The sequence below is a fragment of the Novosphingobium sp. 9 genome, from assembly GCF_025340265.1.
Taxonomy (GTDB): Bacteria; Pseudomonadota; Alphaproteobacteria; order Sphingomonadales; family Sphingomonadaceae; genus Novosphingobium.
This window is the reverse complement of the sequence record NZ_CP022707.1, coordinates 2,841,195-2,864,642: the sequence shown is the minus strand read 5'-3', so window position 1 is coordinate 2,864,642 and position 23,448 is coordinate 2,841,195. Positions and strand designations below refer to the sequence as shown.

Here is a 23,448-nt window from a genome sequence, read left to right as displayed (position 1 = left end):
TGGCGGTCAGTCCGGCTTGCCCGAGCGCCATTTCCAGCCGCCGCGCGTCTTCTTTGCGCACACCACGATCAGCAGGCCGGTCGTCAGCAGGATCAGCACCAGCGAACCAAGGCGCGCGTTCTCGCCTCCGTATGGGCCCCAGAAACCCAGCGCGAACACCAGCGCGAAGTACAGCCCATAAGTCAGCCACCCCTGCCACGCGATCGGCAGGCCCGAGCCGTATCCGAAGCGCTTGGGTGCAAACCACGCGCCATCATGCGAGGTGGTGGGCGTTGTTCCATCATGCATCATCTTTCTCCTGTTCTCGGCAGGTATGGAGTCATGACTGTGTCGAGGCTTTCGCAAGGCGTTGAGAGCCAGGCCGAAAATGGCGTGCAGGGTCGTGAAGAGCGCCCAGAAGTGGGCGCCGACGAATGCGTTGCGCGCGCCAGCCAGTGCGCAGAGAGCGGCCACGGCGCCAAGATAGACCGCGCCGAGGACAAGGGTGCCAGAACGAAAGGGCTGACGGCTGTGCCCCGTGCGCGTTGCTGCCATGCGTCCTCACTCCTCTTCCTCGCGGGGTGGGCGTCCGCGGCGGGGCGCCTCGCTGACCGGGACCTTTATGCCGCGACGGGTCAGCGCCTCGCGCAGCAGCACTTCGAGCTGGGCATTGACCGAGCGCATGTCGCCCGCCGCGCTGCGCTCGATCGCGGCGTGCAGCGCGGGATCGAGACGCAGGGCGAAGGCTTTCTTGGTCGACATGAATACAGGGCTCGGCCGACTTACTGGTACAGCGATCCGGCGTTGACCACCGGCTGCGTCTCGCGCTCGCCGCACAGCACGACCATCAGGTTCGAGACCATTGCCGCGCGGCGCTCGTCGTCGAGTTCGACCACCTGCTTTTCGGAGAGTTGCTGGAGCGCCATCTCGACCATCGAGACCGCGCCCTCCACCAGCTTGCGCCGCGCGCCGATCACCGCTTCGGCCTGCTGGCGGCGCAGCATGGCGCCTGCGATCTCCGGCGCATAGGCGAGGTGGGTGAGGCCGCATTCGTCCACCGTGATGCCCGCCACGCGCAGGCGGTCGATCAGTTCGGCGCGCAACTCGCGGTTCACGTCCTCGTGGCTGCCGCGCAGGGTGATCTCGACCGTCTCGCCATCGTTATAGGGGCCATCGTCGTAAGGGTAGCGCGCGCCGATCGAGCGCACGGCGGCTTCCACCTGCACATCGACGAAGGCCTTGTAATCGTCCACATCATAGAGTGCCTGCGCGGTATCGGCCACGCGCCACACGACATTGGTGGCGATTTCGATCGGATTGCCGCGCAGGTCGTTCACCTTGAGCTTTTCCGAGACGATGTTGTTCGCGCGGACCGAAACCTTGGTCTTGCTCAGCCACGGCCAGGTCCAGCGCAGGCCGGTGGTGCGGTCCGTCCCCTGATAGCTGCCGAACAGCGTCAGCGATGCGGCCTGATTGGGCTGCACCATGTAGAACCCGGCCGCGAGGAATACCGTAGCCAGCCCGCAGGGGATCACCACGGCCAGAAAGCCGAGCACCGCGCCGGCCGTCGGCTGGGCTTGCGCGATATAGACGACCATCGCCGCGACGAGGACGACCAGAGCCAGCATGGCCAGCAGCGCGGCATAGCCACTGGTAGACCAGGTGCCGCGCTCTTTGCTGGCGTTCATGGGAAGATGCGAATCAGACATCACGTTTGCCCCCTAATTATGATATCATATTAATATCACTCTCGCGTGCATCGTCAATCATTTCGCGTTTGCGAAGGGTTGCGTTGCAAGGGAATCGATTGTAGGGGGCGCGCAGTCCTTCCGTCCGGAAGTGAACGCTGCTCCGTGTGATCGCTGTTTCCACGTTGAGCATCGTCCTGATTTTTCGGACAGATGTTGAGGACCAGGGCGTCGCAGGTCTCTTCCCTCCCCCCTCTGCGACCTGCACCATGGCGGCCTGGACCTTGAGCGCCGGCGTCTATCCCTCCCTCCCCCCCCTTGGGATAGCGCCGGCGCCTTCATTTCCCGTCAGCGACACAACCTTGCGCGAATCTCCTCGCGGCAGCGGCGCACGTCGGCGGCATCGAAGCCGGGCAGCGTCTCAATGGCCTGACTGGCGAGCATCTCGATCTCGGCGATCACCCGCGCCCGGCGTTCGGCGCCCGCGACCTGCTGGGCGACCCCGGCAAGGCTTTCCATGGCGACCAGCGCGGTCTGCCGGGTGCTGGCGAACGAGGTGCGTGCGGCGATGAAGCCGCGTTCGAGGAAATGCGCGAAATCGGCAGGTGGCAGCTCGACCGGGCAATTGCCGTCCTCGTTGTGCCATTCCTCGATGCGCAGGTTCCGGCGGCCGAATTCCGCCGTGGTCGCGCTGAGCCAGTGCGTGGCGGTGATCGCGGTGAAGGGATCGTTGACCGCCGGGGAAAGCGCACGCAGGGCGATCTCCACCAGTTCGTCGATCGAGAATTCCAGATCCTGTTCGGGCGTGCGGGCGCCGCCGAAGGCAAAGCACCCGCGCATCTGGAGCGCGGTCTGCTCGTCTAGATCATGGCCTTCCACTTCCAGCAGCGGAATGCCGGGATGGACGAAATCGCCCACGCGCTGGCGCACCTGCACGTGTAGGCCCTTGCGCCCGGCGATGTCGGCCAGCGCGCCCAGCTCGATCAGGCGGATGTAGCCTGCGGTCTTCGCACGCACGGCAAGGCCCCGGCGCGGCACGAGCGGCTGCGGCTCCATCGCGCCTTCGTGGGGAAACCGCGCGGCGATCTCGCGCATCAGCCGCTCGCCGATGTTCTCCAGCACGGTATTGATGCGGATGCTGGAGGGCACATGGTGGAGGAAATAGACCAGCACGCCTACCGCCACGATCATCAGGGCGAAGCCGACGAGCAGCGACAGCTGCGGCACGAAGCCGGGCAGGTGGGTGGCGGCGGCATCGGCCATGCTGGGGGCCTGTTCGTCCTCTGCCCGCACCGCGCGCAGCACGCAGATGGCATAGACGAAGGTCCCCACGAAGGTCGCCAGCGAGAGCTGGTTGCCGCGATCTTCCATGAAGTTGGTCAGCAGGCGCGGGCCATAGGTTCCGCTGACATAGGCGACGGCGGCGATGGTGATCGAGAACACCGTGGAGGCGATGCCGATCATCGCGCTGGCCAGAACGCTCAGCATGTTCGAGGCGCCATCGGGGCGCGCGGGGGTGAGCCACGGAGTGCGGCTGATCCACTCGGCGGCGCCCACGCGGTCGGCATGGACCAGCACTTGCGCCAGTACGAGTGCGGCGATCGCGAACAGGGCAGGGTAGAACCAGTAGCTCGCACGGATGGCGAACCAGTTGGAGCGCAGGCTGGCAATCATGGGAACAAGGAACCTCCGGTCGCGGCTAAAGCTCACAAGCGCACAAAGGGTTCCGGAACGATTTGTGGTGCGCGTGCGAAGGGCTGCGGCTAGCAGATGCGGCATGACCGTAACCCCGCCCAAGTCTTTCGAATCAGCCGCACCGGATCTGACCGGGCATGTCCCCGTGCGCAGCTGGACGCCGCTGCATCTGGGCGCACTGCTGGCGGCGAACGTCGCGCTGGCGTTGGGGGCGTGGTTGGTGCGGCTGGCGGATACCGGGCCGGTGGCGGCGGCGTTCTGGCGGCTGACGCTGGCGCTGCCGGTGCTGCTGATCGCGACCTTGCGCCTGCCTGCGAGTGCCCGGAGGGCGAGCCGGTCCACTTTGCTGCTGGTCGCGGCGGCGGGTGTGTTCTTCGCCGCGGATCTGGCCGCCTGGCATATCGGCATCAAGCATACCAAGGTCGGCAATGCTTCGCTGTTTGGCAATTCGGGCAGTCTGCTGGTGATGGTCTGGGGATGATCGCGGCTCGCCGCGCGCCGCGCGGGCTGGAACTGGCGGCGATCCTTGCCGCGTTGACCGGGGCCGGGCTGCTGATGGGCAGTTCGCTGGAAGTGAGCAGCGAATACCTGCTGGGCGATGTGATCTGCGTGCTCGCAGGGGTGTTCTATGCCGGATACATCATCCTGCTCGGCGCCGTGCGCTCCAGAATGGCGCCGGTGCCGCTGCTGCTGGTCTCGACCACGGCCAGCGCGCCGGTCGCGCTCGCCATCGCGCTGGCGATGGGCGAGGTCATCGTGCCGCACGACTGGACGCCGTTGATCGCGCTGGCGGTGAGCAGCCAGCTGGTCGGGCAGGGGCTGCTGATCTATTCGCTGCGGCACTTCTCGTCGTTGGTGATCGGCATGGCCCTGCTGGCCCAGCCCGCGATCGCCGCGCTGGTCGGCTGGCTGGCCTTCGGCGAGACGCTGGGCGTGGCGGACGTGGCAGGCATGGTCCTCCTCGCCGCCGCCCTGGCGATGGCCAAGGCGGGCGACGGGAAGTAGGCGTCTTTTTGTTTGCGGCACCGGCCCGCTCCCCCACCCGGCCTCCCATCAAGGATACACTGTGGGAGGCCGGCCCCCTCAGCGAATATGTCTCCCGGACATATTCTTGATCTTCAGGACGGGAGCGGGCCGGTGCCGTATCTGTCATGCTGTTGCCGGCATGACAGCAAAGTTACGCGTCGCCGTCCTGCGGCACGGGCACGTTGAAGCCGTTCAGCGTGGTCGAGACCATGCAGTAGAGCCCGACGAGGTAGATGAATTCGGCCGTGCCGTCCTGCCCGAAGGTCTCCACCATGCCGCGATAGAGGATTTCGGGTATCACCCCGCCTTCGACGAGGATCGAGGCGAAGTCGTAGGCCATCGCCTCTTCGCGCGGGAGGTCGTGCGGGCGATTGCCGCTGACGATGGTGCGGATGGTGTCTTCCGACAGCCCGCGATCCTCGGCGACGTGGATATGCGCGTAAAGCTCGTAGTCGGAATGGAAATAGGTGCCGGTGACGAGGATCGCGATCTCGCGCACGGTCTTGGGCAGTTGGGGATTGTCGGCCAGCGCCTTGACCAGATTCCACACCGGGCCGCCGAACTTGGGGAACGAGAGCCAGGGGTTCCATGGCCCGACCAGATCGGCCTTCTCGTCGATGGCGGTGAAGCCTTTGAAATTCTTCTCGATGCCGGACTTCATGTCCTCGTAGAGGGCTTTCTGGTCGCCCTGCAGAGTGGTGTGATCGAGTATGGGAAGACGCATGGGGCTGGCTCCTTGGGAGTAATCCAGCCCCGCAACGCCTGAACGGGCATCAGGGATGCCGCAGTGCAGCGCGTTTTTCACGCAAGGACGATTGAGCGCCTTGCGTGAATCGCGCGCTGCCCCCGATCATCACATCAGCGTCTTCTTCAGGTACGCATGGAGCAGCGCCGCGCGCACCGCGTCCTCGGCCGGGTCCGCGCCCACCGAGTGGCCGCCCTCGCGGTATTCGTGGAAGTAGACCGTGTTGCCATAGGCCTTGAGCTTGGCCGCCATCTTGCGGGCATGGCCGGGATGCACGCGGTCGTCCTCGGTCGAGGAATAGAAGAACGCCGGGGGATAGTGCACGCCCTTGCGCACGTTCTGATAGGGCGAATACCTGGAGATGAACGCCCAGTCCGCCGGAACATCGGGATTACCGTACTCGGCCATCCACGAGGCGCCCGCCAGCATGTGCGAATAGCGCTTCATGTCGAGCAGGGGCGAGCCGACGATCGCCGCGCCGAACAGGTCGGGCCGCTCGGTCAGCGCCACGCCTGCCATCAGACCACCGTTCGAGCGCCCGGAGACCGCGATCTTCCCCTTCGCCGAAATCCCGCGCGAGACCAGATCCTGCGCGACGGCATAGAGATCGTCATAGGCGTTCTGGCGCTTTTCGCGCAGCGCCGCGTCGTGCCAGCCGGGGCCGTACTCGCCGCCGCCGCGAATGTTGGCAAGGACATAGGCATTGCCTTCCTCGGTCCAGAACATCGCCAGCGGCCCGGCGCGATAGGGCTCGGTGGTGAGGTAGGTCGGCGTCTGCGGCAGGCGGAAGCCGCCATAGGCGTGGATCAGCGCGGGCACCGGCCCGGTCACGCCCTTTTTGATCGCGAGGAAGTACGGAACTTTCGTGCCGTCCTTCGAGGTCGCGAAGTGCTGGCTCATCGTGAACTGCGAGGCATCGAACTTGGCAGGCAGCGACTGCACCGCCGTCGGCGTACCGGTGGCATCGACGGCATAGAGCGTGGGCGGCAGCAGGAACGACTGTACGGTGACGAAGGCGGCGTCCTGCGCATCGCCGGTGGCATCAAGCGTCACGGTCGCCTTGTCGGGCAGGGCGACCGTCGTCACCGACCACACGCTCTCATCCGGCGCGCCGCGCGGCGTCAGTTCGAGCAGGCGGCCCGAAACGTTGTCGAGCAGCTTGATCCACAGCGCATGGTCGGAGGTGGCGACGCTTTCGATCGCCTGCGTCTTGCTGGGCACGAACACGCGCTTGGCGGCGCCCGGCTTGCCTGCCAGCACATCGGCGATGGACCAGCTGACCAGCGAGCCTGCGGGCACGTCGCCCAGCGGTTGGTTGAGCTGTGCGATCAGCTTGCCGTCGACCACGCCCGAAAGGTCTGCCGATTCGGGCAGCGGCAGCGCGATCAGGCTGCCGTTCGGCGCCTCGATCCACGATTGGTTGGTGTAGAAGCTCTTGTTGAGCGTCACGATCATGCGGCGCGTGTCGCCGTCCATCACCGCATGGGCGCCGATGCCCATCTGCGTGGGCGCGGCTTCCTTGATGACGGTGGCGGAGGACAGCGGCGTGCCGCGCTTCCAGCGCTTGAGGATACGCGCATAGCCGCTGGTGGTGGTCGATCCGGGGCCGAAGTCGGTGGCGACCAGCAGGGTGTCGCGATCTTCCCAGGCGACCTGGCTCTTGGCCTCGGGCAGGGTGAAGCCGCCGGACACGAACTGGCCGGTCGTGCGGTCCCATTCGCGCACGACATCGGCGTCGCTGCCGCCGGGGCTGAGCGAGATCAGGCAGCGGCTGTAATCGGGGGCGAGGCAGTTGGCGCCGTGCCAGACCCAGCTCTTGCCCTCGGCCTTGCCCAGCGCGTCGACGTCGATCAGCGTGCGCCAGACCGGCTTGCCGGTGCGGAACGAGGAGAGGGAGGCTTCGCGCCACAGGCCGCGCGGGTGCGCCTTGTCACGCCACAGGTTGGTGACGGTATCGCCCATGACCTGATCGGGTTCGGCGATCTGGCTCTCGTCCTGAAGGATCGCGAGCGCGCGCGAATGATCGCTTTCGAAGCCGGGAACGGCCCGCAGCGTCTTCTCGGTTTCGGCATTCCAGCCGGCGACTTGCGCAAGGGCGCGCGCGCCGTGGATGTCTTCGAGCCAGAGATAGGGATCGGCTGGGGTGGCCGGGGTTGCCGCTATGAGAAGCGGCGCGGCCGCGACAGCTGCTGCGAGCAGCGTCTTGCGGCCGCGAAAAGGCTTATCCGAACGCGCGGACGAGCGGGAGTGCAGCGATAAGGAGCGGGGCGAAGGCGATAGCCACTGCCACAGGAGCCTTGCGGGCGATCGAGGTGTTACGAATTGCGGACATTGTGTGACCTTGCTCGTAGAATTGGGATGCACGCCAGCTAGTCCTCTTTTTCGCGGATTTCCAGTCCCGCAGGTGCGAAGAATCATGCGAATTTCATGCATGCGATTGCAAATTCCACACGCCGGATTTTTGCCAGCGTTTGTCTCGCGTTACGGGATGCTCATGTGTTCCCGTAACGGTACAGTTCCGCGTGCAAAAGTGAATATTGCTGCGCTGCGTCAGCAAAATTCGAAAAGCGTCAGCGCGATCCCAGATCGCCCTTGCCGATGGTGCCGTTGGCCATTTCCAGCATCGCATCGAGGCTCTTCTTGGCGCCGAGGCGCAGCGTTTCCTCGATCTCGATTCGCGGGGTGAGGTCGCGCAGCGAGAGGTAGAGCTTCTCCATGGTGTTGAGCGCCATGTACGGGCAGATGTTGCAGTTGCAGTTGCCGTCGGCCCCCGGCGCGCCGATGAAGGTCTTGTTCGGCAGCGCGGCCTGCATCTGGTGGATGATGTGCGGCTCGGTGGCGACGATCAGCGTGTCGCCGGTCATCGTCTTGGCATATTGCAGGATGCCGCTGGTTGAGCCGACATAGTCCGCATGATCGACGATGTGCGGCGGGCATTCCGGGTGCGCGGCGATGGGCGCGTTGGGGTGCTGGCCGCGCAGCTTGAGCAGTTCGGTCTCGCTGAAGGCCTCGTGGACGATGCACACGCCCGGCCACAGCAGCATCTCGCGGTCGAACTTGCGGTTCAGGTAGCCGCCCAGATGGCGGTCGGGGCCGAAGATGATCTTCTGGTCGCGCGGGATCTGCGCCAGGATCGTCTCGGCGGACGAGCTGGTGACGATCACGTCCGAGAGCGCCTTCACCTCGGTCGAGCAGTTGATGTAGGTCAGCGCGATGTGATCGGGATGCGCCTCACGGAAGGCCTTGAACTTCTCGGGCGGGCACGAGTCCTCAAGGCTGCATCCGGCGGCCATGTCGGGCAGGATCACGGTCTTTTCGGGGCTGAGGATCTTGGCGACCTCGGCCATGAACTTCACGCCGCAAAAGGCGATGACCTCGGCGTCGGTCTCGGCGGCCTTGCGGCTGAGTTCCAGGCTGTCGCCCACGAAATCGGCCAGATCCTGAAGCTCGGGGCGCTGGTAATAGTGCGCGAGGATGACGGCGTTGCGCTCCTTGCGCAGGCGCTCGATCTCGGCGCGCAGGTCGAGGCCGGAGAGGTCGGCGGGCATCAGGGTCATGGTGTGTCCTCTGGTCGCTAGGGTCCGGTCATGGCGCCGGCTGAATGGCGGGCTATCTAGGCGGGAGAGGCGGCGTTCCCAAGCGGAAAAAAGCGGGTTAAACGGCGATCCAGCTTTCATCGGTGCCGTGCGCGGCACTGCGAACAACGAACCCACGGCGTTCGAGGTCGATCAGATGCGCCAGCACCGAGCGTCCGGCGGCGGGCCACAGGCGCTGGTCCACGCCCTTGTACATGTGCGGCACCATGTCGGCGATAAGGTGGCGCCCGGCCTCGATCTGGCGCAGGATCTGGCGTTCGCGCTGGCGGCGGTGGCCGATCATGCCGCGCACCAGCTGGCGCGGTTTCTCGACGGCGGGGCCGTGCGCGGGCAGGTAGATCGTGTCGCCCTCGCGCTCGTAGAGCTTCTGGAGACTTTCGAGATAGGCGGTCATGTCGCCATCGGGGGGCGAGACGACGCTGGTGGACCAGCCCATCACGTGATCGCCGGTGAACACCACGCCGCTGTCGTCCAGCGCGAAGCACAAGTGGTTGGACGTGTGTCCCGGCGTCGCCACGGCGATGAGCGTCCAGCCGGTGCCGCTGACGCTTTCGCCATCGGCCAGCACGCGGTCGGGGCGATAGTCGGCATCGAAGGCGGCATCGGCGCGCGGGCCGTCATCGTCGAGAGTCAGCGGCGCACAGCCGATGATCGGTGCGCCGGTCATGGCCGAAAGCGGCGCGGCGGCGGGCGAGTGGTCACGATGGGTGTGAGTACACAGGATCGCGACCACCTTTGCGCCCGCGATGGCCTCGACCAGCGCGGTAAGGTGGGCGGGCTCGTCCGGGCCGGGGTCGATCACCGCCACGTCCGGGCCGTCGCCGACAAGGTAGGTCTGCGTGCCGGTGAACGTGAAAGGCGAAGGATTGCGCGCCAGCACCCGGCGCACGCGCGGGGCGACGGTCTCGGCCAGTTCGTAGGGGCGCGGAATATCGGCGGGAAGCTCCATGACCGGCGATATGGGCGGCGCGGGCGCCAGTGTCGAGTGGGGCCGTTGTGGGCTGGTCGGGGCGGGCGGTGGAGTCGGAGCTGCCGAGTTGGGGGAGGGGCGAGTCGGGCAGCCGTGAACTCGGGCGCACTCCCGATGGCGGGGCGGCGGCTCCGAAGCAGACAGGAGGGGGCAGGTCAGCCCGCGTGCTGCGCCTCCAGCCGGGCGGTGAGGTGCTCCAGCAGGTCCGGGCGCGGCGCGGCGCCGCGTTGCCACTCCTGATCGAGGCGCGCGATCCGTCGATGGAAGCGGCGGGTGCGTTCGACCAGCGCGGTTATGGATACGGGGAGGTCCGGGGCGTCTTCCTCAGACCCCTCTCCAGGCAGAGTTTCGGTCTTCTCCGGCGGCAACTGTCCGCAGCGGCGCAGCTGGAACGCGCTCATCTCTCCGCTGAGGAAGGCGCGGTGGTTGAGCAGCCAGGCCACGGCATGCATCATCCGCGTGGTGGTGCGCAGGCCCTCTGTGGAGAGGGCCATGCGGCTGCGCTCGTCCCGGTTCTGGGTGTCCCGCCCGGATGCAAAGCGTTGCAGCCATGTTGGTTGCCTTTGGGCGGGGCCTGCAAAGGCGCGGCGCACGTCATCGGACAGAATCAGCGCCTCGGCATAGAGCCCTTCGATGATGCGCAGGTTGAACGTGAGCGGTGCCGTCATGCGCCACTCTATTTCCGATCGCGCGCATCGCTGCAATCGGGGGTGGCGCCGAAATCGAGGCATTCTTGCAGGCTGTCCGAAAACCGGACGACCGCAACGCACCCAAGGGACAGGCCAGCTTACGCGATGATATCGGGAATCAGGTAATCCGCGATCTGCGAAATCTGGTCTTTCAGGCGCAATTTTCGCTTCTTGAGACGCGCGATCTGCATCTGGTCGCCGCCTCCGGCACGCTCCAGCGCGTCGATCGCCGCGTCGAGATCGCGGTGGTCGGTTCGCAGGATTTCCAGGCGCTTGCGCATTTCCTCTTCGGTCACGGCGGGGTCTCCTGATGGGCCTTCACGGCGGCCCCGGACGTGGTGGAACGATCTGGCTGGCGAATCCTGTCCGACGCGGCAGCCCTTCCGCTCACCGATATGAATCATTCACCCCCTTCGCAAGATGCCGCGATTGTGGTTCCATCATCTTTGCGCCGCATCCTGTATGACGAGTCGCCAATCCGGGCCCCTCGATCGCGCCTGGCTTTCAGGCTGGTTGCGGCTGCGCCAGTAAAAAGAGGAGAACCGTCCATGGATAGTTCGCATGTCGCCGCTCTTCACACCAAGCATGCCGGTCTTGATCGGCAGATCCATGAAGAGATGATCCGACCCATGCCGGACAACGGGGTAATCCAGGCGCTGAAGAAGCGTAAGCTCAGGCTCAAGGAGGAGATCGCGCGGGCCTAAATCGCTTCGCGTGAACACCGACTTGGAAATTCAGCGATAAAATTCGAATTTCCGACGCATTAGATGGCTCCGCTGCGTTCCCAAAGCCGATCCTTTGGGGTAGTCCTTCAAGGCATGAGCAGCGGAGCCGTCGAAGCAGCACGAAATATCCTCATCAGCCTTCACGAGGTGATGGCTTCGCGCAGCAATGCGCAGGCGAAGCTGAACACGGTCGTGGAGGTGATCGGGGAGTCCCTCCATTCCGAGGTCTGTTCGATCTACCTTCTGCGCGAAGGTATGCTCGAACTCTTCGCCACGCGCGGTCTGGCGCAGGAGGCGGTCCACGTCACCCGCATGGCGGTGGGCGAGGGGCTGGTCGGCAGCATCGCCGATCATACCGAGACGCTGAACCTCGCCGAAGCGGCGGCCCATCCCGACTTTTCCTATCGCCCGGAAACCGGAGAGGACAAGTTCCACTCCTTCGCCGGGGTGCCTATCGTCCGGCGTGAGCGCGCGGTGGGCGTGCTGTGCGTCCAGCATGTCGAGCCGCGCCGTTACGAAGAGGTCGAGATCGAGGCCTTGCAGACGGTCGCCATGGTGCTGGCCGAGCTGATCACCAATGCCGACCTGATCGACGAGGTTGACGTTGCCGCGTTCAACGCCACGCAGACCGGGCCGGACCAGCTGCGCGGCCTCACGCTGGTCAAGGGGCTGGCGGCGGGGCAGGCGGTGTACCACCAGCCGCGCGTCCACATCGAGCATATTGTTGCCGAGGATACCGAGGCCGAGCGCCAGCGCGTGATCCTGGCGTTCGATCGCATGCGCGAACAGATCGACCGGATGTCCAGCCAGGCCGAGTTCGGCGTGGGCGGCGAGCATGAGGAAGTGCTCGAAACCTATCGTATGTTCGCCTACGACGAGGGCTGGACCCGCCGTATCAACGAGGCGATCGATTCCGGGCTGACGGCGGAGGCCGCGATCGAGCGCGTGCAGCAGCGCACCCGCATGCGCATGCGCCAGATCGACGATCCGCTGCTGGCTGATCGCATGCATGATCTGGAGGATCTCTCCAACCGCCTGCTGCGCATCGTCTCGGGTCAGATGCACACGGCAGCCTCGATGGGGCTGCGCCACGATGCCATCCTGATCGCGCGCAATCTGGGGCCTGCCGAACTGCTCGAATACGATCGGCGACGGCTGAAGGGCGTGATCCTTGAGGAAGGCTCGCTCACCAGCCATGTCGTGATCGTGGCGCGGGCGATGGGCATTCCGGTGCTGGGCCGCGTGCGCAGCCTGCGCGCCAAGGTGCGCGACGGCGATCCGCTGCTGCTCGATGCCGATCACGCGACGGTGATGGTGCGCCCGCAGCAGGGCGTGATCGACGCTTTCGAGGAGCGTTTCGCCAAGAGCCGTGAGCGGCAGGCGGTCTATGCCGCCATGCGCGACGTTCACCCGGTCACGCGCGATGGCCAGCGCGTCACCGTGATGATGAATGCGGGGCTTCGCGACGACATGGCGAACCTGTCGTCGACCGGGGCGGACGGCATCGGTCTGTTCCGCACCGAGTTCCAGTTCCTGGTGTCCGCCACGCTCCCCGCCCGCGAACGCCAGACGCGGCTCTATCGCGACGTGATGGAGGCGGCGGGCAGCAAGCCGGTGATGTTCCGCACCGTCGATATCGGCGGCGACAAGACGCTGCCCTATCTGCGCAACGAGGATGCCGAGCACGAGGAGAACCCGGCGATGGGCTGGCGCGCGCTGCGCGTCGCGCTCGAACGCGACGGGCTGCTCAAGGTGCAGGCGCGCGCGCTGCTCGATGCGGCGGCGGGCCGGGTGCTGCACGTCATGTTCCCGCTGGTCGCCGAGCCGTGGGAGTTCGATGCGGCCAAGGCGGTGTTCGAGGGGCAGCTGGCCTTCCTGCGTCGCCAGAAGAAGCTGCTGCCCGAAGCGATCCGCTATGGCGTGATGCTGGAAGTGCCCGCGCTGGCCGAGCAGCTCGACCTGCTGGCGCCCAAGATCAGCTTCCTGTCACTGGGCACGAATGATCTCACCCAGTTCCTGTTCGCAGCCGATCGCGCGCATCCCAAGCTGGCGGAGCGCTACGACTGGCTGAGCCCGGCGATCCTGCGCTTCATCCGCCGCGTCGTGCGCTCGCTCGACGGACACAGCGTGGATATCGGCGTGTGCGGCGAGATGGGCGGGCGCCGTCTGGAGGCGCTGGCGCTGATGGGGCTGGGTATCCGGCGTCTGTCGATCACCCCGGCCTCGGTCGGCCCGATCAAGGACCTGATCAGCCATGTCGACATGGGCGAGATCGCGGCGGCGATGGACGGCTGGCTGGCATCGCCGCCGCTAGACATGCGCGCCACGATCACCGCCTGGGCAGAGGAGCGCGGCATTCCGCTCGACTGAGCGGGGCGCACTGCGTCACGTTCCGGGCGTGGTTCGTCGCCTGCCTGTGCAGAAAAATCTTCGCCTTTGAACGGCCATGATTGACTTTGTGTGGTCATGGAGTTTGGTAAAGGCGGATCGCAAATACCCTTTACACAATCCCTTGCGGAAACTGGATGGCACACGAGGACACCCTGGGCGACAACGCACCGACCGAACGCGGCAACGAGACCGCCGGCGCCATCCTGTCGCGTGCGCGCGAGGCGGCGGGGCTGACCCGTGCCGATATCGCCGCGCAGACCAAGATCGCCGAGCGTCATCTCGCCGCCATCGAGGAAGACCGGCTGGGCGATCTCGCCGCGCCGACGTATGCCGTGGGCTTCGCGCGCGCCTATGCCCGCACGCTCAAGCTGGACGAGGGCGACATTGCCCGCCGCGTGCGCGAACAGCTGGAAATTGCCCATTCGCGTCAGGCGCCGCCTCCGCCGCCCAGCTTCGAGCCGGGCGATCCCGCGCGCGTGCCCAGCCGGGCGCTGGCGTGGATCGGCGTGCTGGCGATCGTCGTCGTCATCGGCCTGCTGCTGGCGTTCTGGGGCAATTTCCTCTCGCCCGAGGCCAGGCTGCCCGATCTGATCTCGGACCAGCCCAGCGCTGCGGCCCCTGCGCCCAGGCCTGCCCAGCAGGCTGCCGCTGCCCCGCAGGCAGCGCCGACCGGCCCGGTGGTCATCACCGCGACGCAGCCCAGCGTGTGGATCAAGGTGGTCGATGCCGATGGCAAGCAGCTGATCCAGAAGGTCATGACCACGGGTGACAGCTGGACGGTGCCTGCCGATGCGCGCGCGCCCGTGCTGCGCGTGGGCCGCGCCGATGGCCTGAAGATCACCGTGGGTGATCGCACATTGCCGCCGCTGGCGGACCAGTCGATCGTGATGGGCAATATTGCGCTCGATCCCGCCAGCCTGATCGCCCGCGCCGACGGCAAGCCCGCGCCTGCTGCCGGCACGGCACCTGCCGGCGCCGCTTCCGTGCCCGCCACACAGACAGGCGCAGCACCTGCCAACACCAGCTCCTCGGCCTCTGCCGCTACGCCGCGTGCCGCCCCGCGACCGGCGCCCCGTCGGGCGCGCAGCACCTCGCATGGCCCGGTGAACCTGTTGCCTTCGGGCGATGATACCGGTTCCGCAGGCCAGCCGCGCGCGGTCCCGACGATCTCGCAGCCGGTCGTCCAGCCGATTCCCGCCTCTTCCGACTGACCCGCTCTCGACAGGCGCGCCGGTCTGGGGCAGGCACGTCGAACGAATGCCTGACGGCGGCAGCGCCGCGTCGTGACGGGCGGCGATTCAGGTCCGGTTCCGTTTCGCCCCGGCAGGAGCGGGATAGGAGGGCGGCCTGATGAAGCCCGAAAGATTGATGGAGAAGACCAGCTCATGAGTGGAATTGTCGCGTCGCGCGCAGCCCGTATCCCCGCTACGCGTCAGCGCGGGCGCCGCATGTCCGTCTCGACAGCCATGGCCGTGGTGGCCGGTTTCGCGATGCTGGCTGGCAGCGCGCCTGCTTTCGCGCAGGACGCCAATACCCAGCGCCGCCTCGACAAGGTGGAATCCGAAGTGCGCGCGCTCCAGCGCAAGGTCTTCCCCGGCGGCGACGGCACCTTCTTCCCGCAGATCACCCCGCCGCCCGCTGCCGCGCCCCAGCCCACGCAGGCACCGTCTGCCACGCCGATGACCGACATGCTCTCGCGCGTGGACGCAGTGGAGCGTCAGCTGGCGCAGCTGACCTCGCAGGTGGAGCAGAACACCAACCGGCTGAACCAGCTGGAAGGCCGGATGAACGACATGGCCGCTGCAGCGCAGGCCGCTCCTGCGCCGGTGCAGCAGGGTCCGGTGCAACCGGGAGCGATGCCGCAGGATAACGCTGGTCGGGATAACGGGCCGCAGGACAATGGCCCCAGCCAGCCGCTTTCCGCCGGAACCGCGCCTGCGCCCAGCAGCGGTGCGCGCGCCGATGGTGTGAAGGGTGTCGAAAAGCCGCAGACCGGCAATCCGGGGCAGGACGCCTACAGCTATGGCTTCCGCCTGTGGAGCGCGAAGTACTATCCCGAGGCGCAGCAGCAGCTGAAGCAGTATCTGGCCCAGTATCCCAAGGACCCGATGGTCAGCTATGGCCGCAACCTGCTGGGCCGTGCCTATCTGGATGACGGCAACCCGACCGAGGCCGCCAAGTGGTTCCTCCAGAACTACCAGTCGGACAAGACCGGCGCGCGGGCGGCGGACAGCCTGCTGTACCTCGGCGTGTCGATGAAGGCGCTGAAGGACACCCGCCGCGCCTGCATCGCGCTCGACCAGTTCAGCCAGAGCTACACTGCCGAGGCGGCCGGGCGCCTGAAGGACATCTACGACGCCACGCGCCGTGGGCTGACCTGCAACTAATACCGTGCTGACCCCTTCCGCCGATCTCGTGGCGCGGTTCCATGCGGACCTTGCCGCGATCTGGCCGGAGGGGATCGCCCATGAACCGGCAAAGCTGGCCGTGGCGATTTCCGGCGGCCCGGATTCGACCGCGCTGCTGCTGCTCGCCCATGCCGCCCTGCCGGGGCGGGTCGAGGCGGCGACGGTCGATCATGGCCTGCGCGCCGCCAGTGCGGACGAGGCGGCGGATGTCGCGGCGCTGTGCGAGCGGCTGGGCGTGCCGCACCGCACCTTGCGCGTCACCGTGGCGCCGGGCAATGTCCAGAGCGAGGCGCGCGCCGCGCGCTATGCCGCGCTGGCAGACTGGATCGAGGACCGGCGGCTGGCCGTGCTCACCACCGCGCACCATGCCGACGATCAGGCCGAGACGCTGCTGATGCGCCTCAACCGCGCGAGCGGCGTGGCGGGGCTCGCGGGCACGCGCGCGCAAGGTGTGGTTCCGGGCACGAAGGACCTTGGCCTGTTGCGGCCTTTGCTCGGCTGGCGCCGCGCGGACCTCGCGCAGGTCGTTACGGCGGCGGGTGTCGCTGCCGCGCAGGACCCCAGCAATGCCGACCCGCGCTTCGACCGGGTGCGGATGCGGCAGGCGCTCAAGGATGCGGACTGGCTCGACATCACTGCCGTCGCCCAGAGCGCCGCGCATCTCGCCGAAGCCGATGAGGCGCTGGAGTGGATGGCCGCGCTCGAATGGCGCTCGTGTGTCACGAAAGAGCCGTTGGGCCTGCGCTACCGCCCGCGTGCGCCGCGTGCCGTTGCCTTGCGGGTGCTGGCGCTGATCGTCACCGAACTGGACGGTACGCCCCGCGCGGGCAGGCCGTGGCGCGACTGATGGAAACGCTGATCGCCGGGCGCCCCGCCTCGATCGGCGATCTGGTGGCACGCGCCAACGCAGGCGGCTGGAGCTTCTCGAAAGCCCCCGTCCGAGCCGCGAAGCGCATCATTACGAAGGCGCCGGAGGATTTCTAGGGGGCTTGCGGGTGCATTCGGCTGGTCTGCAAACGCCCCATGCACGAACCCGCTCGCGCGGGAGGGGCGCGTGGGGCGATGTAGCGTGGTACATGTAGGCCTTTAGCGGGGCGAGGCTGGCAGTTCCTTTAACGGAGAGGAACTTGCCATGACTGTCTCGATCAATACCGCCCCGATCAGCCCGCTGCGCCAGCGGATGCAGCACGACATGATGATGCGGGGGCTCGGTCCGCATACCCAGAAGGATTATGTGCGCCATGTGAAGCGCCTGGCAGCCTTCCTGGGGCGCCCTCCCGATACGGCAACGGAAGAGGACCTTCGCCGCTTTCAGCTCATGCAGCATGAGAGCGGGGTCAGGCCGAGCACCATCAACGGCACCGTGTCGGCCTTGCGCTTCCTGTATAACGTCACGCTCAGGCGACGCGATCTGGCGCGGGCCTTGGTCGTCACCCGCATCGTGCCCCGGCTGCCCGAAGTGCTGAGCGTCGAGGAGGCTGCGCGGTTGCTCCAGTCCGCCCCCGGCATGAAGTACAAGGCGGCGCTGGGGGTGGCCTATGGCGCGGGCCTGCGCGTATCCGAGGTCGCCCACCTCAAGGTCGACGATATCGACAGCACACGCATGTTGATCCGCGTTGAACAGGGCAAGGGCGGCAAGGATCGCAATGCCATGCTCTCGCCCCAGCTGCTCGAACTGCTGCGGATGTGGTGGCGAGAGGGCAGGAAGCGCGGGGTGCTGATCGCGCATGGCTGGCTGTTCCCCGGCCAGAACGTCACCGATCCAATCTCGACCCGGCAGTTGCACCGCGCGGTCCAGGAGGCGGCCGAGGTGGCTGGCATCCGCAAGCGCGTCAGCCCGCACACCCTGCGCCATTCCTTCGCCACGCATCTGCTCGAGCAGGATGTCGATATCCGCGTGATCCAGGTCCTGCTCGGCCACAGCAAACTGGAGACCACCGCCCTCTACACCAAGGTCTCCACGCGCACGATCCACGCCGTGTCGGGCCCGCTTGACCAGCTGATGGCGCTGATGGAGGGCAAAGCGCCCATAGGACCAGACGACGCCGGATGAGCCGATGCGCTCCAACCTCGAGGTCGCGGACATCTTCCGCTCGGTCGGACCAGCCTACCGGGCGGCCCATGCCGGGCACCTGAGTCTTGCCCAGCTCAAGGTGATGTCCGCGATCGAGACTTGTCGCACCGCAGCCCTGGGCGGGCACGTCGAGGCCTGTCAGGACTGCGGGCACTGGCGGGTCGCCTACAACAGCTGCCGCAACCGGCATTGCCCAAAATGCCAGGGCGCCGCCGCGCGCACCTGGCTGGCCGAACGGGAGGCCGACCTGCTTCCCGTCGGCTACTTCCACGTCGTCTTCACGCTACCCGCCGAGGTTGCCGACATCGCGTGGCAGAACAAGGCGCTGGTCTACGACCTGTTGTTCAAGGCGGCCGCGCAGACGATGCTGACCATCGCCGCCGATCCCCGCCATCTGGGCGCCCGGATCGGGATCACCGCCGTCCTCCACACCTGGGGATCGGCAATGACCCACCATCCGCATGTCCACATGATCGTGCCGGGCGGCGGTATCGCGCCCGATGCAAGTCGCTGGATCTCCTCGCGTCCGGCCTTCCTCCTGCCGGTGCGCGTGCTGGGGGCGCTGTTCCGACGGCTCTTCCTCACCCGGCTGAACGCGCTGCACGATGCCGGCAAGCTCGCCTTCTTCGGCTCCCTGACCGATCTGACAGAGCGGCGGACCTTCCAGCGGCACCTTGCCCCGGCGCGCAAGAAACGCTGGGTGGTCTATGCCAAGCCGCCCTTTGCCGGGCCGGAAGCGGTGCTCGCCTACCTCTCGCGCTATACCCACCGCGTCGCCATCTCGAACCGGCGCCTGATCGCCTTCGACGCGAACGGCGTGACCTTGCGTTATAAGGACTATCGCCGCGATGGGCCCGAACGCCAGCGGGTCATGACGTTGACCGCCAACGAGTTCATTCGCCGCTTCCTGCTCCACGTCCTGCCGCGTGGCTTCCACCGCATCCGCCATTACGGCCTGCTCGCCAGCGCCGCACGCCACGACAATCTCGCGCTCGCCCGCCGCCTGCTTCCCGTCACGCCAGAGGTGGAGGCGGAGGCGCCGGAGCCCGAAGCCGAGCCCGACACTTGCGCGCCATGTCCGTGCTGCGGCGGGCGCATGATCGTCATCGAAACCTTCCCACGCTGGAGCCAGCCCCGCGCGCCGCCCAGGCCTAGCCCGCCAATCCGGGAGCGCGCCGCATGACCCGGCATGGTCCGCCAGTCGCCATGGCCCCGCAGAGCGCGCGGTGGTCAGAGGGCCGACTTGCTCCCAACGCGCGACGCGCCCGCGTCTGCTCCTGGCATCAACCTCGACAGCGCGCCGAACACACCCTCAGCGCATCCAGGCACCCGCTACTGCGCTGCTGTCGTGCCTCCATCAAAGCGCGCACTTCACCCCGCCACACCACGCGAAAGCGCAAATCCCCATAGCCCAGCCTATCGGGCACGCGGGTTCCTGCATGGGAGGCTTTCGTACGCAAGCGCCCGAAACCCTTCACCATTGAAGACGTCGCGCCAGCCCACCCGTTCGGTTAGTTGGCTACGCTCTCAAGCCTTCCGGCCCTCCCGCAGGCGGGAGGGGAGCGAGCCTTGCAGAGCCGCAGGCGATGCTAGTCGCAGCGGGGTGGGCCAGCGTGACGGCAGTTAATTGCCTTCCGCGCCGCCTTCACCCGCCGGTCAGGTCCGAGCCCATGCCCACGTATTTGCCGCGGGTGATATAGACCTTGTCGCCCAGATGCGTGGTCTTGAACAGCTTGGCGGCGAAATCGTCGGGCATGCCCACGCAGCCGTGGCTGACGTAGCCCAGCGCCACGTTCGAGCCGTGCAGGGTGATCCCGTCGTTGGTCAGGCGCTGCATGTAGGGCATCGGCGCGCCGGTGTAGATGTTCGAGACGTGATGCTCGTCCTTCTGGGTGATCGGGAACACGCCGAGCGGGGTCGGCTTGTCGTCGCTGCCCAGCAGGACTGCGCTGGTGCCGATCTCGTAGCCGTCGCGGAACACCGAGATCACGCGGGCGTCGAGGTCGACGGTGATGACGATCGGGCCTTGCGGCACGCCCGCATCGTCCCAGTGCCAGTCGCCATAGCGGATCGGGCCGCTGATCGGCAGGATGCGCTTGATGACGAAGCCTGCGTCTCTGGCAGGCGCGGGTGAGGGGGCAGGGGCAGACACATTCGCCGCCGCTTTCGTTACATTCGCCGCGACCACCGTCTTCGCATCCGTGCCAAGGGCAGGGGAGGCCGCTTCGGGCCTTCCGGCGGCATAGAGCGCGCCGCCGATGGCGCCCAGTGCCACCACGCCCGAGCCGAGCAGGAGAAGAGCGTTGCGGTTCATGACAAAAAGATAGGGAGCGAATCTGAAAAGGCCATGATCCCTGTCATCGCGCATCAGGGTTAAAACTAATACACCGACCGGAAATTTCGATAATCACCTTGAAACTGCCGGTGAATTTGCAACACAGTGACACAATTCCCCGCTGGACGACAGACCCGCGACCTTTCAGGCTGGCATGATGAAACGAACCGGGCTCAATCTTGTCCCCACTGTAACGCTGTGCGCGGTGATGAGCGGCGCGCTGGGCGCCTGCGCCGTCGGGCCGAACTATCACGCCCGCGCGGCGGCAGACCTTGGCGTTCCCGATGCCTGGTCGGTCCCGGCCTCTACCGAGCGCGAGGACCTGACCCGCTGGTGGAGCCGGTTCGACGACCCGGTGCTGACCCAAGTGGTCGAGCTGGCGGCGGCGAACAACCTCGATCTGGCGCAGGCGGTGGCGCGGCTGCGGCAGGCGCGAGAGGCGCTGAAGGTCAGCCAGGGCTCGCTGTTCCCGACGCTCAGCGGATCGGCAGGCGCGACGCGCTATGAGCAGGTGCGCGGGCCAACGGCGCGGCGACCGCCGGTTCCTCGGGCTATGTCTATTCGGGCAGCGGGGGACGACCAACTATTCGGTCGGCCTCGATGCCAGCTATCAGCTTGATCTGTTCGGCGGGGTGCGTCGCTCGGTCGAGGCTTCGCGCGATGCCTATCAGGCCAGCGGCTACGACTATGCCACCACGCTGCTCTCGGTGGAGAGCGAGGTCGCGAAGAACTACATGCTGGCGCGCGGCTATCAGGCGCAGCTGGCCAATGCGCGCGACAGCCTGACAATCCTCGACGAGAACCTGCAGATCGCCCAGTGGCGTGTGCAGGCCGGGCTGACCACGTCGGTCGATGTCGAGACGGCGCGTGCCAGCCGGGCGCAGACCGCCGCGACGATCCCGACGCTGGAGCAGTCCTACAACACCGCCGTCGCGCGCATCGGCGTGCTGACCGGGCAGGCGCCCGGCACGTTCAAGGCGCTGCTGGCAACCCCCGCGCCAATCCCGGCGACGCACTCTGCTGCCGATGGATCGCTCGCGGGCGAGGATATCGTCGGCGTGGGCGTTCCCGCCGATACCCTGCGCCAGCGCCCGGATGTCCGCTCGGCAGAGCGCTCGCTCGCCGCTGCCGTGGCGCGGATCGGGGTTGCCAAGGCGGCGCTGCTGCCCTCGCTGTCGATCGGCGGCTCTCTGACCAGCAACGCCACGAGCCTCTCCAGCCTGCTCGACACGATCACCGGATCGCTGTTCGGCACGCTGTCGCACACGATCTTCAACGGCGGCGCGGCCTCGGCGCAAGTGCGGTCGAACCGCGCGGCGGCGGATGAGGCCTTCGCGGCCTACAAGTCCGCCGTGCTCAGCGCGCTGGAGGATACCGAGAACGCGATGGTCGCGCTCGATGCGGCCCGCGCGCGCGAAGTGCAGTATGCCATCGCGCTCGACGCGGCGACCAATTCGGCGGTGCTCGCACGCAGCCAGTATCGTTCGGGGCTGACCGACTTCACCACGCTCAACACCGCCGAATCCTCGCTGATCTCGGCGCGCGACGGGCTGGCGCAGGCGCGGTCGGACAAGGCGCAGGCGATCGTCGCGCTCTATGTGGCGCTGGGCGGCGGCTGGGATGCCAATCGCCTGCCCGATACCGGCAACACGCCGATGCCCGCAGGGCTTTCGGCCACCGGCGCTTCCAGTTCCAGCACATCCCAAACTCAGGCCGGACCCGCACAGTGAGCGGGACGGATCACCAGACCCCACCGGCAGGACAGACCATGGCGGACAGCGATCTCGAAGACTTCCTCGGCGAAAAGCCCCGCACGCGCTGGCAGCGCTGGCGCTGGTGGATCGTCGCCATCGTCGTGCTGGTGGTGCTCGTGCTGCTGCTCAGCCGCTGCATGGGCGGATCGGACGCGCCCAAGTATGCGACCGCGAAGGCCGAAACCGGGCGTTTGGTGACGACCGTCTCGGCCACCGGCAACCTTGCGCCGACCAATCAGGTGACGGTGGGCGCGCAGCTTTCCGGCCAGATCGTGCGGGTGCTGGTGGACGTGAACGATCGCGTCACCAAGGGACAGGTGCTCGCCGAGATCGACCCCGAGCAGATCGACGACCAGATCCGGCAGGGCGAGGCGACGATCAACGCCAATGTCGCCGCGATCGGCACCGCCAAGGCGACGCTGGCCGAAAACACGGCGCAGCTGGCCCGGCAGGAAGAGGTTTATCGCCTCTCGGGCGGCAAGGTGCCTTCGGGAACCGAGATGCAGACCGCGCGCGCCGATGTGCAGCGCGCCAAGGCGGCGCTCGCGCAGGCCGTCGCCACCGCAGAGGCCAGCCGCGCCTCGCTGGCGCAGACCAAGACGCAGCGTACCTATGCGGTGATCCGCTCGCCGGTGTCGGGCGTGGTCTTGGCGCGTCAGGTCGATCCCGGCCAGACCGTGGCGTCTTCGTTCAGCACGCCGACGCTGTTCGTCATCGCCGAGGATCTTTCCAAGATGAAGCTGGAAGTCTCGATCGACGAGGCGGACGTGGGCACCGTGAAGGACGGCCAGAAGGCGACGTTCACGGTCGATGCTTTCCCCAGCCAGACGTTCGATGCGCAGATCACGCGGGTGGAGATCGGCTCGAACCTGACGGTCAGCAGCTCGTCATCCTCGTCCAGCTCCAGCACGACCAGCAGCACCAGTTCGTCGTCGTCGAGCGGGCAGGTGGTGTCCTACGCGGCCGATCTTTCGGTCGCCAACAACGACCTCAAGCTGCGCCCCGGCATGACCGCGACCGCCGATATCGTCACCTCGGACAAGGCGAATGTGCTGATGATCCCCAACACCGCGCTGCGCTTCAAGCCTGCCGAAGGGGCAGGCGCCAGCGGCGGCTTCGCCAAGGCGATCCTGGGCGGTCCGCCGCGCCGGGGCGGGGCGACCGACAAGGGCGCGACGATCGGGCGCGGCAGCACCCAGACGATCTACGTGCTGGGCAAGAAGGGCGAGCCGCAGGCGGTCGAGATCGTTACCGGCAATACCGACGGCACCAATACCGAAGTCGTCTCGGGCGGGCTCAAGCCGGGCATGCAGGTCATCACCGGCACGCTGTCCGCCGCCGGTTCCGCTGCGGCCGGCGCCAAGGGTGGGTGA

Annotated in this window: 24 protein-coding genes; 13 read left to right on the top strand and 11 right to left on the bottom strand. The window is 67.0% G+C overall.

Features of this window, described 5'->3' with window-relative positions:
• Positions 1-6 precede the first annotated feature (6 nt).
• The 4 genes from CI805_RS13970 to CI805_RS13955 all read right to left on the bottom strand — a co-directional run bounded on the left by CI805_RS13970 (position 7) and on the right by CI805_RS13955 (position 3,341).
• Positions 7-534 (bottom strand): hypothetical protein, encoded by a 528-nt coding sequence (locus tag CI805_RS13970; protein ID WP_260924511.1) that lies wholly within the window; start codon positions 532-534, stop codon positions 7-9.
• 6 nt (positions 535-540) lie between these two features.
• On the bottom strand, positions 541-741 hold the full coding sequence (locus CI805_RS13965) for a toxin-antitoxin system HicB family antitoxin (protein WP_260924509.1): 201 nt from the start codon (positions 739-741) through the stop codon (positions 541-543).
• Between the two features lie 20 nt (positions 742-761).
• Positions 762-1,688 carry an SPFH domain-containing protein gene (locus tag CI805_RS13960; protein WP_260924507.1) on the bottom strand — a complete coding sequence of 309 codons (927 nt, stop codon included), beginning with the start codon at positions 1,686-1,688 and terminating at the stop codon, positions 762-764.
• 327 nt (positions 1,689-2,015) lie between these two features.
• Complete coding sequence (locus tag CI805_RS13955; protein WP_260924505.1) at positions 2,016-3,341, bottom strand: DUF2254 domain-containing protein; 1,326 nt, start codon at positions 3,339-3,341, stop codon at positions 2,016-2,018.
• Between the two features lie 103 nt (positions 3,342-3,444).
• On the opposite strand from CI805_RS13955, the gene CI805_RS20910 reads away from it, so the two are divergent.
• Entirely contained in the window at positions 3,445-3,843 is a 399-nt protein-coding gene (locus CI805_RS20910; protein WP_313958504.1) for a hypothetical protein, read from the top strand.
• Positions 3,840-4,367, top strand: coding sequence for a DMT family transporter (locus CI805_RS20905; protein ID WP_313958503.1), 528 nt, complete (start codon positions 3,840-3,842; stop codon positions 4,365-4,367). Before CI805_RS20910 ends, CI805_RS20905 begins: the two co-directional genes overlap by 4 nt.
• Before the next feature lie 172 nt (positions 4,368-4,539).
• On the opposite strand, the gene CI805_RS13945 is transcribed toward CI805_RS20905, so the two are convergent.
• From CI805_RS13945 to CI805_RS13920, 6 genes are all read right to left on the bottom strand, one after another.
• On the bottom strand, positions 4,540-5,112 hold the full coding sequence (locus tag CI805_RS13945) for a carboxymuconolactone decarboxylase family protein (RefSeq protein ID WP_260924503.1): 573 nt from the start codon (positions 5,110-5,112) through the stop codon (positions 4,540-4,542).
• Positions 5,113-5,241: 129 nt separating this feature from the next.
• Complete coding sequence (locus CI805_RS13940) at positions 5,242-7,497, bottom strand: prolyl oligopeptidase family serine peptidase (RefSeq protein ID WP_409934903.1); 2,256 nt, start codon at positions 7,495-7,497, stop codon at positions 5,242-5,244.
• Positions 7,498-7,703: 206 nt separating this feature from the next.
• A complete protein-coding gene (gene nadA, locus CI805_RS13935; protein WP_260924501.1) occupies positions 7,704-8,690 on the bottom strand; it encodes a quinolinate synthase NadA in 987 nt (328 codons plus the stop codon).
• 97 nt (positions 8,691-8,787) lie between these two features.
• Complete coding sequence (locus CI805_RS13930) at positions 8,788-9,678, bottom strand: MBL fold metallo-hydrolase (protein ID WP_260924499.1); 891 nt, start codon at positions 9,676-9,678, stop codon at positions 8,788-8,790.
• Positions 9,679-9,854: 176 nt separating this feature from the next.
• Entirely contained in the window at positions 9,855-10,367 is a 513-nt protein-coding gene (locus CI805_RS13925) for a DUF1465 family protein (protein ID WP_260924497.1), read from the bottom strand.
• A gap of 119 nt (positions 10,368-10,486) precedes the next feature.
• The gene (locus CI805_RS13920; protein ID WP_260924495.1) at positions 10,487-10,684 is read right to left on the bottom strand and encodes a YdcH family protein; all 198 of its coding nucleotides are present in this window, start codon (positions 10,682-10,684) and stop codon (positions 10,487-10,489) included.
• Between the two features lie 252 nt (positions 10,685-10,936).
• Here CI805_RS13920 and CI805_RS13915 point away from each other — a divergent pair, with 252 nt between their 5' ends.
• From CI805_RS13915 to CI805_RS13880, 8 genes are all read left to right on the top strand, one after another.
• Positions 10,937-11,092 carry a YdcH family protein gene (locus tag CI805_RS13915; RefSeq protein WP_260924493.1) on the top strand — a complete coding sequence of 52 codons (156 nt, stop codon included), beginning with the start codon at positions 10,937-10,939 and terminating at the stop codon, positions 11,090-11,092.
• A gap of 114 nt (positions 11,093-11,206) precedes the next feature.
• Positions 11,207-13,483 carry a phosphoenolpyruvate--protein phosphotransferase gene (gene ptsP / locus CI805_RS13910; protein ID WP_260924492.1) on the top strand — a complete coding sequence of 759 codons (2,277 nt, stop codon included), beginning with the start codon at positions 11,207-11,209 and terminating at the stop codon, positions 13,481-13,483.
• A 155-nt stretch (positions 13,484-13,638) separates the two neighbouring features.
• Positions 13,639-14,715: a helix-turn-helix domain-containing protein gene (locus CI805_RS13905; RefSeq protein WP_260924490.1), complete on the top strand. Its 1,077-nt coding sequence runs from the start codon at positions 13,639-13,641 to the stop codon at positions 14,713-14,715.
• Positions 14,716-14,889: 174 nt separating this feature from the next.
• Positions 14,890-15,891, top strand: coding sequence for a tetratricopeptide repeat protein (locus tag CI805_RS13900; RefSeq protein ID WP_260924489.1), 1,002 nt, complete (start codon positions 14,890-14,892; stop codon positions 15,889-15,891).
• Positions 15,892-15,895: 4 nt separating this feature from the next.
• Positions 15,896-16,759 (top strand): tRNA lysidine(34) synthetase TilS, encoded by an 864-nt coding sequence (gene tilS / locus CI805_RS13895; RefSeq protein ID WP_260924487.1) that lies wholly within the window; start codon positions 15,896-15,898, stop codon positions 16,757-16,759.
• Positions 16,759-16,896, top strand: a complete 138-nt coding sequence (locus tag CI805_RS13890; RefSeq protein ID WP_260924485.1) for a hypothetical protein — start codon at positions 16,759-16,761, stop codon at positions 16,894-16,896. Before tilS ends, CI805_RS13890 begins: the two co-directional genes overlap by 1 nt.
• Positions 16,897-17,044: 148 nt before the next feature.
• A complete protein-coding gene (locus CI805_RS13885) occupies positions 17,045-17,965 on the top strand; it encodes a tyrosine-type recombinase/integrase (protein ID WP_260924483.1) in 921 nt (306 codons plus the stop codon).
• Positions 17,966-17,969: 4 nt separating this feature from the next.
• On the top strand, positions 17,970-19,169 hold the full coding sequence (locus tag CI805_RS13880) for an IS91 family transposase (RefSeq protein WP_260924481.1): 1,200 nt from the start codon (positions 17,970-17,972) through the stop codon (positions 19,167-19,169).
• A 462-nt stretch (positions 19,170-19,631) separates the two neighbouring features.
• Here CI805_RS13880 and CI805_RS13875 read toward each other — a convergent pair whose 3' ends face one another.
• Positions 19,632-20,300 carry a L,D-transpeptidase family protein gene (locus CI805_RS13875; RefSeq protein ID WP_260924479.1) on the bottom strand — a complete coding sequence of 223 codons (669 nt, stop codon included), beginning with the start codon at positions 20,298-20,300 and terminating at the stop codon, positions 19,632-19,634.
• A 175-nt stretch (positions 20,301-20,475) separates the two neighbouring features.
• Between CI805_RS13875 and CI805_RS13870 the strand changes: the two genes are divergently transcribed.
• The 3 genes from CI805_RS13870 to CI805_RS13860 are packed head-to-tail and all read left to right on the top strand — an operon-like array spanning position 20,476 to position 23,448.
• Positions 20,476-20,940 (top strand): TolC family protein, encoded by a 465-nt coding sequence (locus CI805_RS13870; protein WP_260924477.1) that lies wholly within the window; start codon positions 20,476-20,478, stop codon positions 20,938-20,940.
• Complete coding sequence (locus tag CI805_RS13865; RefSeq protein ID WP_260924475.1) at positions 20,825-22,051, top strand: TolC family protein; 1,227 nt, start codon at positions 20,825-20,827, stop codon at positions 22,049-22,051. The genes CI805_RS13870 and CI805_RS13865 overlap by 116 nt, the downstream gene beginning before the upstream one ends.
• Before the next feature lie 38 nt (positions 22,052-22,089).
• Complete coding sequence (locus CI805_RS13860) at positions 22,090-23,448, top strand: efflux RND transporter periplasmic adaptor subunit (protein WP_260927990.1); 1,359 nt, start codon at positions 22,090-22,092, stop codon at positions 23,446-23,448.